Genomic DNA, 16,514 nt, shown 5'->3' with positions numbered 1-16,514 from the left:
GGAGTGAGTACAAATGACCTATACCCATCTTACAACGGATGAACTTGTAATAATAGAGTCTTATTTCAAAATGAATCAATCTGTTGCTAAAACTGCCCATTGCTTGAATCGTTCAAGACAAACGATCCATAAAGTATATCTGTTCTTCAAGCAAGGAAAATCAGCCTTAGAATATTATCAACAGTATAAGAAAAACAAATCAAACTGTGGTAGACGTCCGCTTGTTTTACCCGAGGAACAATCAGAATATATTCAAAGAAAGGTTGTTCAAGGATGGACACCCGATGTGATTGTTGGTCGTGCAGCGTTTCCTATTAGTTGTTCTGCTCGTACCATTTATCGTATGTTCAAAAAGGGGCTATTTGATTCTTCTGACTTACCGATGAAAGGCAAGCGTAAACCGAATGGACATCAAGAAAGACGTGGAAAACAAACTTTCCGCCGCTCTATTCATGAACGTGAAAAGGATTATAGCCAATTCTCAAATGAGTTTGGTCACCTTGAAGGTGACACTATCGTAGGTCTGAAACATAAAAGTGCTGTAATTACCTTAGTTGAACGATTATCAAAAGTTATCATCACATTGAAACCGTGTGGTAGACAAGCGATTGATATTGAAAAAAAATTAAATCAATGGTTTGAATCTGTACCGAAAAACCTATTCAAATCCATCACTTTTGATTGTGGAAAGGAATTTTCAAATTGGAAACAGATCAGTAATGTCAATGATATTGCCATTTATTTCGCTGATCCAGGAACGCCGTCTCAAAGAGGCCTAAACGAGAATTCTAACGGATTGTTACGTAGAGATGGTTTATTGAAATCTATGGATTTCAATTCAGTAGATGAATTTTTTATTCAATCTGTCGCATCTAAACGAAATAATATTCCTAGAAAATCACTGGATTATCGAACACCTTTGGAAGTATTTTTGAGTTACGTAAGTATTGATGATCTGTCTAACTTAATTTGACAATTAAGACAAAAAAAAAACGGCAATGAATGCCGCTCTTCTTATTTCGATTCTTTTATAATTCTGCTTCTGATTCATCTTTGGTTAGTGTGTGTCTAACACTAGTTACGCCAAATGTTTGATCGATTTTTTCCTTCAACGCTTCGATTGCCTGTGCGCCACGTGCCGCTTGTTCAGCATTGATGGATTCAATGACCAGCACCGCTGCTTGTGTTTCTTCCGTCAGCATCGTTCTTTGGGCTTCACGCCAGTTGAGACAGCGACAGATCGCTCCTTGTTCATCATAGTAGATGATTTCTTCCGGAAGTGCCGGAGCATCGGAATCTGCACCTAAAGGCAGGAATGATTCGTCACCTTGGGCTTTTCCTAAATGCAGATTTCCTGCGATCTTTTCGATATCTTCTCCGCCGCAAGGTACGCCAAAAGACAAGGAAATACTATTATAGATATCTACAAGCGGATTGATTGGGAAAAATTCCCGTTCTTGATTTGCACGTTTCAGTAAAGCTTCAATAGAAGAACGTGCACCTTTTTTAGTCTTGAATGTGGTAAATGCCTGACGCCACTGAGCAATGACTTCGTTTTGGCTGAATGTTTCTTCTGTAAGGTAATTTCTTGCTTCTTTTGCTGCCTCATTCAATAATTGATGATACGTTTCTTCACTTTCTTTTGTTACGTGGTTATCGATACCATTTACGGATAAGATTTCGATGGTTGCTTCAGGAAATACTTCCCAGAAATTGGTATCCACTATTACTTTTTTCATCTGTTCACACCTCTTGATTAGAATAATTGCTTGATGAATAGATAGTCTGTTTGGGGATCATCTCCCATATAAAAAACATGTTCGCTGTATTTGATAAATCCTTTTTTACGATAAAAAGCGAGCGCAACATCGTTGTGTTCCCAAACACCGAGCCAAATGGCTGTTTTTTGCTTTTCTTTTGCTTTTTCAATAGCTGTATCTAGTAAAAATGTACCGATACCTTGATGTTTAAATTTTTTTCGTACATAGATTCGCTCGATTTCTAAAAAATGATCAGCCATTTCCTCAGATTGACTCGTTCCTGTATTTAGTTTCAGGTAACCCGCAGGCTCTTGATCGATACTCACTAGGAAAAAATCTGTTTCTTTATCTTTTAGCTCTTCTGTAAGTTTTTCTAGTGCATAAGCTTGTGTCAAGTAATCAGCTAAATGCTCCGGTAATTATCTTTTCCAAATGTATCTGTAAATGTTTCGATACTAATTTGTTGTAGTAAGTCTACATCTGAAGGCGTCATTTTTCGAATTTCGTATTTATTCACGGCTTCTTCCTTTCAATAGATCCTTTTATTGCCTTTTTTGACAAAACTCCAATCTTCGCTAACATTCTTGCATACTTTATTTAAAAGATATTCCAATTGTTTTGCTTCTTCGTCAGAAAGACCATTTAATGCGACTGCATTGGAGTAGTTGTTTTCTCGAATGATGAAAGGATAGATTTCTGCTCCTTTTTTAGTCGGATAGAGTTTCTTGATTTTTTTATTTTCTTTATCTTCCAAACGTTCGATCATCCCATTGGATTCTAATTTCTTGATTGCTCGGGCAGTCGTTGTACGATCTACTTTGATCATTTCTGCTAGTTTTTCTTGGATGATTCCAGGATTTTCGCAAATACGTACTAAATAAAGATACTGTCCTCTTGTTAAATCGACTTCTTTGAATTCGATATTGCTAATAGAGTCTAGCGCTCGGGCAATCATTCCGATGTCTCGAAGGATTTCAGCCATTTCATCCCACCTTTATTTTGTTTGTAAGACTAGTTTACCTCTTTTTGTTGCAAATGCAACTATTTTTAATAAAAAAATCAAGTTCTTTTTTAATAACTAGTAAAGTATATTCTTTTCTTCTTTTACGAAAAAGCTCAATCACAATAGATCTGGTTTTTGTTTTCTAAAATAAGTAACTGTTTCTTCGTTGTTCGCTTTTCTGATAGCTTTGGCAACTCTTCTATACTAAAAAATCCCATGTTGGAAGTTTCATTATTCTCAATAAACTTGGCCTCTTCACCGTGGATCGCACAAGCAAAAACAAGTTTATAATACTGAAAAAGCTGTGGAATATCTTTTTGTTTATTCGTATCAAAAACTGCTCGCAACTGAGTAGTTTCTACTGTTAATCCTGTTTCTTCATAGACTTCTTTACGCACATTTTCTTCAGGAGACAATCCTATTTCAGCAAATCCACCAGGAAGTGACCATTCTTTCGTCCGTTTATCTTCGATTAGTAGGACCTTGCCATCTTTTTTGATATAGGCACGAACATCTACTTTTGGTGTTGGATGTCCTTCTCCAATCGTTGTGAGCGCTTTTATTTCTTCGAAAGTTTCTTTTCCTATTTCACTGATCAGTTCCAATGAAATCGTCCGGATCTCCTCAAAACGCTCTTTATCAAATACATCTTTTCCATAATATAGACCAGCTTGAGAAAGTGCGAGTAGTCTTTTGTATTGAGCCAACTTCTTGTTCATTCTCTTCCCTTCTTTTTTAGCAAATGTATGACTATGTAATCAAGTATAGAAGACTGGTTTAATTACGGCAAATAAATATAATGAAATCTGCAATAAATAAAAGAATGTTAAAAAACTCGAGAACAAAAGACATTCGACTTCTCTGGGGCTGTGAATAAATGGCGTTCAAAAGCTTGCATCTGCGGTAATAAGCCCCATCAAACGAAAAATATGACGAGCTATTCTTGTCTGGCTGTTCTTATTAATTGAGGCAGGACAGCTTTTTCACAACCTCCCCACTAAACGGTGTTCTCCTACCAACTCCTCGGTCACAAGTCACAATATTCATCAAACATGAGAAGCTGTTTCTTTGAAATTGCTCCTTGTGACTCGGAGCTGAACGACAGGCTCACGACCTCTCGGTAAACGGTGTTCAAAAGCCAATTTTTCGATATTAAGCCATTTCTTTGTTACTTATTGTCATTGATTTCTTTTTCTAATTTATCCAATAGTGGAGTGTAATCCACTTGAGTATAGTCTGTTACATCAAATTCATATAGTGTTCCTAACTGGAATTTGTCATATTTTCGGTCGGCGATGATCTTTTTGAATGCTTCTTTCGTAATATGATTGGTCCCTTTCGTTCGATCTTCCAATACGTCACCATAGTGATAATGATCCATGATATAGCTCAAATGACGATCTGATTCACGATCACGTTTGTACCGACGTTGCCATAACACTTCAAAGTCTGCTGTTAGGCGAATCGTGATCACCTGATATCCGTATCTATCTGCTAATTCTTGGAGTCGTGCTTTTTGCTTATCACTAAAAGGATACTCGGACACAATCACTTTCTTTCCTGCTTCCATATACAAATCAAGTGCTTTGTAATAGAAAGGATAAACTTTCGTCCTTTCTTGTTCCGCCCGTTCTTCCAAATTGTTAAACCCGATGGATTCTGCATAGTATTCCTTGATTTCATCGAGCGTGATGGCATACATATCTGGAAATCGTTCCCGTAGTTTATTCATAAGATATGTTTTTCCTGTACCAGGACTACCAGCCAGAAGAATGAAATACTTTTTCATCTCATTTATTTCCTAAGTTAATTGGACTTTCCAAGTTCATAAACAGTCCAATCTTATGCTTGACAATTTCTTTTACTGCTTTATTTGCTGGAATCACATTATGGCGAAGAGACTTGTTGATTTCTGTTTCACTAAAGGTTTCTTTAGCTACTTTCGTCCAGTTGACTAAAAGCTCCGTTCCAACATTGAATTTGCGGATCCCGTTATTGATCAATTCAGGATAATCTTCTTCTTTCACACCTGTTCCTCCATGGATAACTAGGGGGACATCAACTACTGCATCGATTTCTTTCAGCAAGGGAATGTTTACTTCTGTTTTTGATTTGAATTGTCCATGATTCGTACCGATAGCAATAGCTAATGCATCCACGCCTGTAGCTTCTACAAATTTCACTGCGTCTTCCGGTCTTGTATATACCTTGTCATTTTCAGCGACATGGATTCCTTCTTCTGTACCGCCGATTGTTCCAAGTTCTCCTTCTACGGAAACACCGTGCGCATGGGCATATTCTACTACTGCTTTTGTCTTCAAGATATTTTCTTTGAAAGGTAGATGGGACCCGTCATACATGACAGAAGTATATCCGCTATCGATTGCTTCTTTGATATCATCAAAGTCTCGGGCGTGGTCTAAGTGTAAGACTGCATCAACCATTTCTTCTTCTGCAATAGCTGTCATTACATTGACTAACACATGCATGCCGATATATTTAGCGGTATCGACACTTGTTTGAATAATGATTGGCGAACCCATTTCTTTTGCTGCGCCTAGCATGGCAGGAAGCATTTCTAGGTTATGCGTATTAAAAGCTCCAACTGTAAAATTCAACTCTTCTGCTGTTTTTGTTACTTCTTTCAATGTTGTATACATCTTTTATTGCCACCTTATCTTTTTATTTGTTTCCTTTGATCGTTACTTGTTTTGCAATTTGTCGCATCTCATCCATTTTGCCCATGTAGTAATCGATCCCTTGATCATCACCAGCACGAGCAGCATCTGCACGCTTCTGGTTATAGAGGCTCATCAGTTTTTTATACCCATCTCCGATCGTCTGTTTATTTTCCAAGCTCTTTTCTAAATATTGGATGGCTTGATCGTTCTCATGCAATTCAGAAAATTTAAGTCCAACTTGTTCATAAAGTTCCGCTAATTTATGCCTATCTTGGGTAGTGGAAATCTCTTGTTTCAATTGTGTAATCTCTGATTGAATCTTTTCGGTCGCTTCTGGCGATAGGGCTTTTTCTTCTTTTGCCAGAACTTTTTTCGGTTCTTTTTCTTTTTTCTTAAAAAATCCAAACATCATTTTCCCTACTTTCAATTAAAACGCTTTCAAAACTGGGCTTAAGATCCAGGCATATAAGAGTGCTGCGGCTACTGTATCTACATCGGTTGCTGTAGCATTGATGAATCCCATCGAATTAAAGATCGTTACTAGCAAAGCGGGCAATAATGTAATAAAGAAACCATGAGCAATACCGCCAATGATCGCTCCTCGGCGTCCGCCAACTGCGTTGCCAAATATCCCTGCTGTCCCTCCGGCAAAGAAATTGGTTAGCATACCAGGTAAAATCATCGCTAAGCCGAACATGGGCAAAGTAAACATGGCAATAATCGTACCAATCGTTGTCGTAATGAAACCTAAAATGACGGCATTTGGGCTATAAGGAAAGAAAACTGGACAATCTAAGGCAGGGATCGCATCAGGAACTAATTTCATAGCTATCCCTCGAAATGCCGGCACGATTTCACCTAACAGTAGACGTACACCAGCTAGCAATATATACACACCCACTACGAATTGGATGGCTTGTAAAAAGGCAAACATGATATAGTTTTGATCTCCTGATAATTCAGAAGCGAATGGTTCGCCTGCAAATAAAACAGTGATGATATATAGCGGGACCATCACGACCATGACAGACAAATAAGTATCTTGCAGAAATTCGAAATGTGTCGGCAACTTGATATCTTCGATCGACTTTTTATTTTCGCCTTTCTCACCAAAAAGCTTAGCAACACCGGCTTCAAATAAGTACCCGATCGTACAAAAATGACCTAAAGCAATATCATTTGATCCAGTGATTTTACGAATGATCGGTTGCGCTACTGCCGGCATAGCAATGGCGAAACAAGCTCCGATAAAACCACCGACCAAGATCAATACGATCCCTCGCAGACCGGCAAAATAGCCAAAGACTGTCGTCATCGTTGCCATCCATAAAATTGCTTGACCAGTTAAAAAAATGTACTTCCATTTTGTGAAACGAGCCAAAATAATATTGAATACAAAAATGGCTAAGAACGTCAGTGCAATATCTCTACCTAAACCCAAATCATTCATTGCTTGATCATTGATAGATTCAATAGAAGGGATGATCCCTTGCATATGAAATCCTTCAGTAAAGATTTTCCCGAAATAAGTTAAACTTCCAACGATGATGCTCGAACCGGCACTCAATACTTGAAATCCTAGGAGTGTTTTTAACGTGCCAGAGATGACTTGTCCTGCTGATTTCTTCTGCAGTAGTAGACCCAACATAGCAATCAATGCAATGGTGATCGATGCCTGAGTCAAAATATTTTCGATGATAAAATTGATAACGCTCATGTTTTTACCCTCTTTTCTTTTTGTATTTAGATAACTCCCTTATCTTGCAGAACTGGGGTGATTTTTTCTTCAATTTCATTTTTTGAAACAATATTTTTCAAATAGATCATCGCCGTTTTAGGATCAACTGCGAACTTTTCGAACTGCGAACGAAAATTTTCTGCTGTGATGATCACATCTGGTTTCATGGAAACTGCGGAAGAAATATCACAATGGTCCAGTTTGGCTTCTACTCCTAATTTGTTCAAAACATCCTCAGCAGACATCTGTGCTGCAAAACTACTTCCTAAACCTGCGCCGCATACGAATAAAATGTTCAATTTGTTCATCTTTGTTCTCCCCCGTATCATTTATTATTTCTCAACTACTGAAAAAAGCAGTTGTTTGAAATCTTCGATATTTGTGCATTCAATCAATCGATCCAACTTCTCTTCGTTGTTGATCAATTCAATTAGTTCTTTCATGATGTTCAGATGGGAGTAGGAGTCTACTGCTGCCAAACAAAAAATAATCTTTACTGGATCCATTTCAGGATTACCGAAATCGATTGGTTGCTCAATCGTAGCTACGCTGACTCCTAATTTATTGACCCCATCTTCTGGTCGGGCATGGGCTAGTGCCATGTGTTTGCCAATCACGATATACGGTCCGTAATCATTCACTGCACGAATCATCGCTTCGACATAGCGCTCTTCGACAATGTTTTCTTTAACCAATGGTCTAGCAGCTAGTTCAATCGATTCCTCCCAAGTAGTGGCTTTTTCTTTGATCATGATATTGCTGTCCGTCAAAATATCTTTTAACATAGGCTGGATCTCCCTTTTGTTGATTTCTAAATTGTTTGTTTCGAATAATTTTTCTAACTTGCCATAGATGATTCGATCTACTCGGCCACCACTTTCTTTCATGACATCTATTATTTGAGTGAATAACTCCGTCGATTCATGACTGTTAGGCTCTAACCGCTGTAGTTCTTCATTTCTTTTCAAAAAGTCTTCTATAACCAAGATATTCGTCTCAGTTAAAATCGGATCGACAACTAAAAGCGGCTTATTTCGATAATTCAATTGAAAGGTGCTGAAAACCAGATTGACATCCAATTTATCTACTAATTCGATTTCTTTTGAACTTAAAACTGCAGTAATCTCGATCTGAGGAAACTTTTCTTTCAGATTCTCTGCTAACAGATTTCCAGTAGCCATCCCATGGTTACAGACAACGACTGATTTATAAACATAATTCAAGTCTCGCTTGATTACACTGGCGATCGTCGAAAAGTGGATGACAAGAAAAGCTATCTCGTCCTCCAGTATCTTGCCACCAATTACTTCTTCGATCGTAGGAACAAAATGAGTGACTGCGCGGTAGATTGGGAAATAATTTGTTCGGATGTTTTCTTTCAATGGATTCATGACTTGGATATGATTCTTGATTCTTACAATCAGTGCAGCCATGTGCTTATAGAGATTTTCGAATAAGGCTTCTTCCTTTAGATGGAAAGGTACGTGTGTCTCGTTCTCTACAAATTGGATCAATTGGATCGTTAGTAATTGAGCTTGTACCCACTCGATTGAATTGGAGATATCTCTAGCATTGAACGTCTCAATAGTGAAACGAAGATAATTTCTTTCTACTTGCGGGACATTGTCCAATTGAAATTCCTCGATCATGTGGTCAATAAATGCAGAAAAGCTACTGTCTTTTATTTCTGTATTTTTCCAATTAATGGCAGAGATAAATTCATGTTTCCTGATTCGCTGGATCCAGATCAATGTAAAAAGCAGGATTTGTTTTTTATAAATATCATCTTCTTGTTTCAACAACTTATTGGAATAGATCTCCTGTATTTTTTTGATTTCCTCCAAAGGAAAATAATGGAGAAAGATTTTTTGAGCCGGTGTTAATTGTGCATCTTGATTCATAAAGAAGTCGGTCATTCCCAGATTCTGATTGATAAAATCATAGATCATCGTACGGATAGATCGTTCTGAACCTTTATAAACCAGTCCTTGCTTTCCATAACTGACGATCTCTATCCCATAACTGACCAGTGTTGCTCGTAACCGTCTCATATCTTCATCTAATGTACTTTTAGAGATTTGAAATTCTTCTTCTTTTTTGTTTAGATGGATCGGGATTCGGCTGTAAGCAACGGCTAAAACTAGATCAAAAATACGTTCGCGCCGATTCAAAAAGCCGTCTTTCACATCTTTTATTTCAGTTTCTAATCGAGCTTGCTTTTCCTTTTCCAGCTTCAACAAAAAACCTTTGTTGCGAATTGTACGGATCTCCGGAAGCTTTTTACTGCTCAACCAGATATTCGCTTCAAGAACTTCCTGACGAATCGTCCGCTGACTGACATTGAACTCACTTGCTAGATGTTTTGCTTTTACTGGATATTGGGCTGTCATGATTCTGTGAAGTATTTCAATTGTTCTTGTTTTCATAGAAATGATCTCCTTCTGATTTCAAGTATATGGTTCCGCTTACATAATAAAAAGTAGATATTTCTGCCACTTGAAGTGGAAAGAAAGTAAGCAAAGCAAACAAAAAATAAGCCATATGCTTTTTCATCTCCTCAACGAAAAAGACATACGCCTATTATTACAAAAATTTTGCCCATCTATACAAAAAAGAGGTTGTGAAAAAGCTGTCCTGCATCAAGTAATAAGAACAACTAAACTAAAATAGTGCTTCCTATTTTTTGTTTGGTTGTTCTTATTATCGCAGATGCAAGCTTTTAAACACCATTTAGTGGAGAAGCTGTGACAGAGATGTTCAGCCTTGAGCGATAAGAAGCGATTTTGAAAAATCGCTTCCCATATTTTACAAAATCGTGCCTTATTGCCGATAGGCTATCTCTGGAACACCGTTTATTCAGAAAAAGGAGCTGCGACAAGGCTTTTGTCACAACTCCGTTCATAAATATTTCCTGTCAATCCAGCATAATCGGTTGAATAAAATCGGCTTGCCATCTTTTTTCTTTCTCAGAAAAATCAAAATACCATATCTGAGAAAAATACTGTCGTTGTGTCTTACTTCCTGAGATCAATCGCCCATCTTTTCGATCGACTGAATAATCACAGCATCTGAAATCAATTCGGATGGCAAAACTATTTTCGTGGATCTGTCGATAATTTCCTACTTCCTGAATAGTTATTTTTTTAGTATGATTTCTTACACCGTCTGCTTTGTTTTTTTGCAGAACTTTCTGATGTTCGGCAAACAGCTTGTCTGTATAACAGCTTCTGGCTTTTTCAGGAGTTTCTTCTTCCCAAGCGGATTGGATCTTCATGAATATCTTTTGGATTTCCAAAAACTGTGCTTTCTTTTCTTTAGCCGTTCCTGACATGCGGGACAATATCTCCGATTTCAGCCTTTTCTTTTGTCTTTTATTCTTGACGATAGAAAAAGCAGAAACCCCTCCTACTGACAAAACAGCTAATGCAAGAAACCCCGTTTGCTCATAACTAGAAGGACCTGTACTTGGACCATAATACCCATAAGAATCTCTGCCGTAAGAACGACTGCCAAAATAACTGCCCCCATATGAACGACCGCCAAATGAACCTCTGCCCGAACTTCGACCGCTAGATGTACCTCCACCATGACCACCCGCGACAGCGAATCCTTGGGTCGGCAGAGCAAACAAACATAGGCCCACTAACAAAATGATTGCTAAATAATTGATTTTTTCATTGTCTTCCTCGTTATCTTTTATTACAAAAAACTATTTTATCATAGCCTTGCTAAAAGGAAGAGTCAATAACCAGATGCATAAACTGTTTTTTTAGCAATTTTGTCTTATTTAGTCATTGAGTAACATCGGACAGATGTATGTGTCGGCAGTCCATAATTCCTCTATCTTCAGCATGAACAAGCTTGCAGACAAGAGATCTGCGCTTCCTCCAGGAGAGATTTGGTTTTCCTGACAAAAGTGCAACAGTGCTGTAAATGGACGATTTGGTAAAGCACTTTGACTAGCAGCATGAGCAAGTTTTTGCATTTCCACTAACGTTTTCTGATCACTGCGATGCAATACGCATGTGTCATCTAGCGAACTCATCAAAACTAACAACATATGCATTTGTTTCTGTACATATGAATCATTATCTAGCTCCTTAGCTGCTTGGATTGCAAGCCTGATATGCGGATACCCTAATATCGCTTCTTCATATGCACCATTTACGCCATATTTTTGCTTCACCCTATGACCATGAGTGGTTTTTTTATGACGATATTTTGTATCAGGAAAAGCAGCAAGCTTGCTGACATCATCAAGTATTTTCGATAAAGAAAAAGGCTGTTCCATACTGATTTTTTGTGCAATGACACTGATCAATAGCCCCATTGCCCAAATCGCTCCTTTATGGGTATTGATGCCATTTGTAGCAATCAGCATTGCCTTTTCCGCTTTTCGCCCAATCTCAGCAATTCTTTCTCTTAACTCCTGATCAATAGCATAATGCCATGCTATTTGAGCCATTTCTTCAAAAAAAGGAGTTAGCGTCTTAGCAGACTTATCCAAAATGCGCCGACCTTCTTTTACGGCTTTTGCGATCGTATGGAAATTATCATCTCCTAAAACCATATCAGCTGCCTGTTTGCTTACTTCACTACCTTTGATTCCCATAGCGATTCCTATATCGGCTCTTTTCAAAGCAGGTGCATCATTTACGCCGTCTCCGGTCATTCCGACGATTTCTCCATTTTTCTGCAAAGCTTTCACGATTCGCAGTTTGTGTTCTGGTGTCGTTCGAGCAAAGACGTCGACTTTTGGTACTTGTCGAATCAACTCTTCTTCAGACATAAGATCCAAATCGATCCCTTCTAAAACTTTAGCAGTATGTTTTAAGCCAATTTGTTCCGCGATCGCTTTTGCTGTATCTTTGTGATCCCCCGTAATCATTTTCACTGAGATTCCTGCTTGTTGGCATTCCTTTACAGCTTTGACTGCACTTTCTTTTGGCGGATCAATCAACCCAGCAATCCCTGCAAAAGTTAATTGGGTTAAAGACTCATGCGTGAGTTCCTGTTTCGAATCTACTTTTTTGTAAGCAAATCCTAAAACACGCTGACCTTTTTTCGCAAACGCTGTGGCTGTTTGACCCCATGCTTCTTATTCTGAAGAAGAAAGAGTTGATTTAGCCAATAATACTTCTGGCGCACCTTTGACGTAAATCACCCCTCCTTTTTCCTCCGCATGCATCGTTGCCATATATTTGTATTCAGAGCTGAACGGAATTTTTGCTTCTATTTTTTTCAAAGGCAGATCGGCTGTTTCGGTGTGGCGAATCAGTGCAAGTTCTGTCGGATTGCCACTTAAATTTTCTGTTTTCTGTTCTTCTTTCGTCTTTAATTCCTGACAATTTTTCATAATAAACAGTACGCGAGTTTCTTCCTTTGCTGCTACATCCACAACTGTCATTTCATTTTTTGTCAATGTCCCTGTCTTATCTGAACAGATCACTGTCATAGAACCTAATGTTTCTACAGAAGGCAGTCCTTTGATGATCGCCTTTTCTTTTGCCATTTCATGTACTCCGACAGATAGGATCATGGTCAACACAGCTGGCAATCCTTCGGGTACCATTGACACCACCAAAGCGATCATAGCTGAAAGAAGGATATGCCAATCCATGCCATAGCGGAATGTTGTAAAAACAACTAAGAACAAGATCAAACAAAGAATGCCTTGAAAAATTTGTTTGTTCAATCGGTTGATCTTCTTGATCAGAGGCGTCGTTTGTTGTTCGACCGATTGCAGTGCTTGATTGATTTTACCGATTTCTGTCGTGTTTCCTGTTTCTACAACGACACCGACTGCAGAACCAGATTGTACAAGCGTTCCTGAAAAAGCCATATTTTTTTGGTCACCGATTGATTCTTCTGCTGCCAAAACGGAATGATTTTTTTCAGATGCTTCTGATTCTCCCGTCAAAATCGATTCTTCTACTAGTAGATCATGTACTTCGATCAACCGAACATCTGCTGGAACGACGTCTCCGGCACGTAAGACAATGACATCTCCTTTTACTAGTTCTTTCGCAGGGATTTTTTCTTGCATCCCGTTCGATAGTACTATCGCTTCTTGTCCCATCAGCTGCTTCAAACCATTCAACGATTCTTCTGCTTTTCTTTCTTGCCAATAACTAACGAGTCCGTTGACGATCACTACGAATAAAATAATACTTCCTTCGATGTATTCGCTCGAAGCAAATTTCAAAAAAGAGGCAATGATCAACACGATCATCAGCAGATCAGTAAAGTGTTTTGCTATTTTTTTCCATCGTTTTGTCTGCTGTCTTGCTTCTATCTCATTATATCCTTGATCAGTCAGGCGTTTCTGCCGTTCTTCTTGCGACAAGCCTTCTGTTGATGTTTGATAGTTTTTCAATACATCTTCTACCGTCAATCTGTACCAGTTCATCCTATCCCCTCCTGTTTAATTGATACTGTTATTATACGCAGGGAAGTTTTTTCAGGCGTATCGATTATTTCAGGGGGGTCTGAAATAATTCGTTTTGCAGAATGTATCTGGGCCTAACTGATATTTCTATTGCTTATTCTTTTATATACAAAATTTAAGAATACAAACCAGATAACCAATAAAAAAGGAATAAAGCGTGTCGTGCTTTCGAATAACAAGCTGAAAGCAATTGAAGTAAAAAACACCAACAAAGCAAGATCTTTATATCTTTGTGTAGTGTTCCGTTTCTTTTCTTTAATAAATTGAACATGTGCACACAAGATCGAAGACCACACAAATAGAAAACAACTCGTTGTCATGCCTGCCAAAAGCTGAAAAAACAATCGACTATCAGCTACAAAAAAAATGTAGACAAAGACCGACAAAAAATAACATCCCTGTAATTAAAATACCGTGTAAAGGTACGCCTTTCTTAGAAAGCGCACAAAACCAATGGGGCAAACTTTTCTCTTTTGCTGTTTGATATAAAATCCTGCTAGTACTGTAGACTGCACTATTTGCTGAGGACAAAGAAGCAACCAAAATCATTAGATTGACAATTGCTGCTCCGCTTTGGCAATGGATCACTTGCAGCATAGTCACTAAAGGACTTTCTTTTAAATCTAAACAATGCCATGGAACAACAAATAAAATCGACAAAATCGTTCCTATATAGAAAAAGAGGATACGCCAAGGCAGACAGTTGATTGCATTTTTCAAATTCTTTTGTGGGTCACTCGTCTCACCAACTGTTAATCCGATCATTTCAATTCCAGCAAAACTGAATAAAACCATAGGAAATGAAGCAATCATTCCAGCAAAGCCAAACGGGACTAATTCATTGAGCTGTCCAAAATTTGCTTTGATTCCAATAGACTGGGTATGAAAATCTGAGACACTCAATCCTATACCCAATAAGATAAAAAGGAAAATCCCCAAGATCTTGATGATTGAGAAAAAAGATTCCAATTCACCAAACCACTTGACTGCAACAAGGTTGACTGCCATTAAGATCATTAGTGCGCTACCTCCGCTTATCAAAGCTGGTACATGTACAAACCAGAAATGGATATACAATCCTATTGCTGTTAATTCCGCAAGTCCAGCTCCAAGCCAGCAAAGCCAATAAGTCCAATTGACAAAAAATGCCCACTTTTTGCCTAAATAATAGTCAACGAAATCACTGATAGAGTTAAATGTACTATTTGCTAAAAATAAATCACCCATGACCCGCATCAAACCATAAATAGCCAAACCGCATATCAAATAAACGAGAATAACAGCTGGCCCTGCTGATGCAATTGCCTTTGCTGAACCTAAAAATAATCCTGTTCCAATTGCGCCACCTAATGCGATTAACTGGATATTTCGATTAGTTAGAGTCCGTTTCATTGCCGGTTTTTCCATCAAGTTCACCTTTTTCTTTTTCAAGCAGCATGGCGACTTCCTGTTCCCAAGAAGGTTTCTTTATTTTTTCAATACAGAGTGGTACTACAAACAAAATGACACTGATGGCTGTGACTGCAATTAGATTGATCCATGTCCCAGCTTTCATCGTCAGTCCGACAGAAAATCCGATTGCCGCAAATAAAACAATAACGACAGTCCAAACTCCAAGATTGCTCTTTTTCTCTTTTTTTCCAATTCTAAATGGTCGATTCAACTTTGCATGTGTATAACGCAATCTCAAAACTGCGATCCCCATGATGACATAGACGATACAGTAGATAACAGTAGTTGAATTTACGAGCATCAAAAATGCTTGATTGACGCCAGGAATCAGCAAATAAAAAAGTGCAAAGATTGAGATAATGACAGACTGAGTCAAAATAACGGATTTGGATACGTCAAATTGATTCGTCTTCCAAAAATTGAATTTTGGTGGATACGCACCTTTTCTAGCACTTTCTGTCACTGTCTTTGCTGGTCCTGAGGCCCAAGCAGATAATTGGACTGCTACACCAATGAAGACAAGTAAACTAAACAGATTCACAATAAGATGTGGCAAACCAAGAATTTGGCAATAAATCGAAATAGATTGCGCGATATTATTCAATTCCATTTGTCCTTTTGGTACGACATTTGCTACAACTAAAGCATTCAAAATATTGACGAAAAATATAAAAATTAACGCGGCAAATACTCCGCGAATATACGTTTTAACTGGATTTTTCAACCGAGTGATATACACAGAGGACATTTCGATACCAGTAAAAATAAACATGATCGGCGCAAAATAAACAAATGAGGATGCAGTCGTAGTATCTGGTATTAATTTGTCCCATGAAAAACTGCCTAATGTTCCGGTTGGTACGATCCCAACTTTGATCCACGCAGCAAACCCTAATAAGAGCATCATCGTCAAAGGCACGTACAATCCTAACCAAACACCGACTTTTCCGCCGATTTTTGCCATATCAAATTTCAAATTCAAAAAAGTGATGATCCAATAAACGACTAAAATGACAACTAATGTAAATTTGCTGTTCAAACCAAGCGGCACATTATCGATAATATTACCAAACAACGGAGCAAGTGCTGAAGCGACCATCACCATCCCAGGAAACATTTGGACCCATAACAGCCATGAGACAACGAACCCCCATTTTTTTCCTAGAGCATTCGATACCCAAAGTTCTGGACCACCTTTTTGGGGAAACATTCCGGCAAATTCACCAGAGATCAATGAGATTGGAAAAGCGTACAATAATACTGCAACCAGCATGTAAAAAATCATCGTCCAGCTCGTTGCTGCTACATCTGGAATATTTCGTACACTTGCTACAAGGGCGCAGGTCATTCCGATAAAGGTCATGGTCGTGATTTGCTTTGATGAACCAGTATCTTTCATCTTTATTCCTTCTTTCAATAGCGACATATGTTT

12 protein-coding genes and 3 pseudogenes are annotated in these 16,514 nt (G+C 38.3%); 1 reads left to right on the top strand and 14 read right to left on the bottom strand.

Features of this window, described 5'->3' with window-relative positions; genetic code table 11:
- Positions 1-13 precede the first annotated feature (13 nt).
- Positions 14-973, top strand: a complete 960-nt coding sequence (locus ACIFUW_RS01485) for an IS30 family transposase (protein ID WP_002301399.1) — start codon at positions 14-16, stop codon at positions 971-973.
- Between the two features lie 55 nt (positions 974-1,028).
- Here ACIFUW_RS01485 and ACIFUW_RS01480 read toward each other — a convergent pair whose 3' ends face one another.
- The 14 genes and pseudogenes from ACIFUW_RS01480 to ACIFUW_RS01415 form a co-directional block, all read right to left on the bottom strand.
- On the bottom strand, positions 1,029-1,739 hold the full coding sequence (locus ACIFUW_RS01480; RefSeq protein WP_002298929.1) for a B3/B4 domain-containing protein: 711 nt from the start codon (positions 1,737-1,739) through the stop codon (positions 1,029-1,031).
- Positions 1,740-1,756: 17 nt separating this feature from the next.
- A pseudogene (locus ACIFUW_RS01475) lies at positions 1,757-2,253 on the bottom strand (GNAT family N-acetyltransferase).
- A gap of 36 nt (positions 2,254-2,289) precedes the next feature.
- The gene (locus ACIFUW_RS01470) at positions 2,290-2,742 is read right to left on the bottom strand and encodes a MarR family winged helix-turn-helix transcriptional regulator (protein WP_002300731.1); all 453 of its coding nucleotides are present in this window, start codon (positions 2,740-2,742) and stop codon (positions 2,290-2,292) included.
- 134 nt (positions 2,743-2,876) lie between these two features.
- Positions 2,877-3,482 carry an NUDIX hydrolase gene (locus ACIFUW_RS01465; RefSeq protein WP_002294695.1) on the bottom strand — a complete coding sequence of 202 codons (606 nt, stop codon included), beginning with the start codon at positions 3,480-3,482 and terminating at the stop codon, positions 2,877-2,879.
- 449 nt (positions 3,483-3,931) lie between these two features.
- Positions 3,932-4,552 (bottom strand): AAA family ATPase, encoded by a 621-nt coding sequence (locus ACIFUW_RS01460; RefSeq protein ID WP_002294697.1) that lies wholly within the window; start codon positions 4,550-4,552, stop codon positions 3,932-3,934.
- 1 nt (position 4,553) lies between these two features.
- Positions 4,554-5,423, bottom strand: coding sequence for a class II fructose-bisphosphate aldolase (locus ACIFUW_RS01455; protein ID WP_002298926.1), 870 nt, complete (start codon positions 5,421-5,423; stop codon positions 4,554-4,556).
- 22 nt (positions 5,424-5,445) lie between these two features.
- Entirely contained in the window at positions 5,446-5,853 is a 408-nt protein-coding gene (locus ACIFUW_RS01450; protein WP_002317515.1) for a hypothetical protein, read from the bottom strand.
- Between the two features lie 18 nt (positions 5,854-5,871).
- Positions 5,872-7,161 (bottom strand): PTS sugar transporter subunit IIC, encoded by a 1,290-nt coding sequence (locus ACIFUW_RS01445; RefSeq protein ID WP_002300730.1) that lies wholly within the window; start codon positions 7,159-7,161, stop codon positions 5,872-5,874.
- A 26-nt stretch (positions 7,162-7,187) separates the two neighbouring features.
- Positions 7,188-7,490: a PTS sugar transporter subunit IIB gene (locus tag ACIFUW_RS01440; RefSeq protein WP_002287534.1), complete on the bottom strand. Its 303-nt coding sequence runs from the start codon at positions 7,488-7,490 to the stop codon at positions 7,188-7,190.
- A 24-nt stretch (positions 7,491-7,514) separates the two neighbouring features.
- Positions 7,515-9,608, bottom strand: coding sequence for a BglG family transcription antiterminator (locus ACIFUW_RS01435; RefSeq protein ID WP_002300729.1), 2,094 nt, complete (start codon positions 9,606-9,608; stop codon positions 7,515-7,517).
- Positions 9,609-10,096: 488 nt separating this feature from the next.
- Positions 10,097-10,825: a TIM44-like domain-containing protein gene (locus ACIFUW_RS01430; protein WP_002341874.1), complete on the bottom strand. Its 729-nt coding sequence runs from the start codon at positions 10,823-10,825 to the stop codon at positions 10,097-10,099.
- Positions 10,826-10,969: 144 nt separating this feature from the next.
- A pseudogene (locus ACIFUW_RS01425) lies at positions 10,970-13,591 on the bottom strand (HAD-IC family P-type ATPase).
- 113 nt (positions 13,592-13,704) lie between these two features.
- A pseudogene (locus ACIFUW_RS01420) lies at positions 13,705-15,037 on the bottom strand (amino acid permease).
- The gene (locus ACIFUW_RS01415; protein WP_002307870.1) at positions 15,003-16,481 is read right to left on the bottom strand and encodes an amino acid permease; all 1,479 of its coding nucleotides are present in this window, start codon (positions 16,479-16,481) and stop codon (positions 15,003-15,005) included. Before ACIFUW_RS01415 ends, ACIFUW_RS01420 begins: the two are co-directional and overlap by 35 nt.
- Between the last annotated feature and the right edge of the window lie 33 nt (positions 16,482-16,514).

It is taken from the genome of Enterococcus sp. PLH-Efm8 (assembly GCF_053011625.1).
The sequence above is the reverse complement of the archived record's forward strand: the minus strand, read 5'-3'. Positions and strand labels throughout refer to the sequence as shown.

Excerpts from the sequence above, each read along its gene's own strand:
- ACIFUW_RS01465 (WP_002294695.1), bottom strand. The coding sequence starts at position 3,482 with ATGAACAAGAAGTTGGCTCAATACAAAAGACTACTCGCACTTTCTCAA.
- ACIFUW_RS01460 (WP_002294697.1), bottom strand. The coding sequence starts at position 4,552 with ATGAAAAAGTATTTCATTCTTCTGGCTGGTAGTCCTGGTACAGGAAAA.
- ACIFUW_RS01450 (WP_002317515.1), bottom strand. The coding sequence starts at position 5,853 with ATGTTTGGATTTTTTAAGAAAAAAGAAAAAGAACCGAAAAAAGTTCTG.
- ACIFUW_RS01485 (WP_002301399.1), top strand. The coding sequence starts at position 14 with ATGACCTATACCCATCTTACAACGGATGAACTTGTAATAATAGAGTCT.
- ACIFUW_RS01415 (WP_002307870.1), bottom strand. The coding sequence starts at position 16,481 with ATGAAAGATACTGGTTCATCAAAGCAAATCACGACCATGACCTTTATC.
- ACIFUW_RS01455 (WP_002298926.1), bottom strand. The coding sequence starts at position 5,423 with ATGTATACAACATTGAAAGAAGTAACAAAAACAGCAGAAGAGTTGAAT.
- ACIFUW_RS01445 (WP_002300730.1), bottom strand. The coding sequence starts at position 7,161 with ATGAGCGTTATCAATTTTATCATCGAAAATATTTTGACTCAGGCATCG.
- ACIFUW_RS01470 (WP_002300731.1), bottom strand. The coding sequence starts at position 2,742 with ATGGCTGAAATCCTTCGAGACATCGGAATGATTGCCCGAGCGCTAGAC.
- ACIFUW_RS01435 (WP_002300729.1), bottom strand. The coding sequence starts at position 9,608 with ATGAAAACAAGAACAATTGAAATACTTCACAGAATCATGACAGCCCAA.
- ACIFUW_RS01440 (WP_002287534.1), bottom strand. The coding sequence starts at position 7,490 with ATGAACAAATTGAACATTTTATTCGTATGCGGCGCAGGTTTAGGAAGT.
- ACIFUW_RS01480 (WP_002298929.1), bottom strand. The coding sequence starts at position 1,739 with ATGAAAAAAGTAATAGTGGATACCAATTTCTGGGAAGTATTTCCTGAA.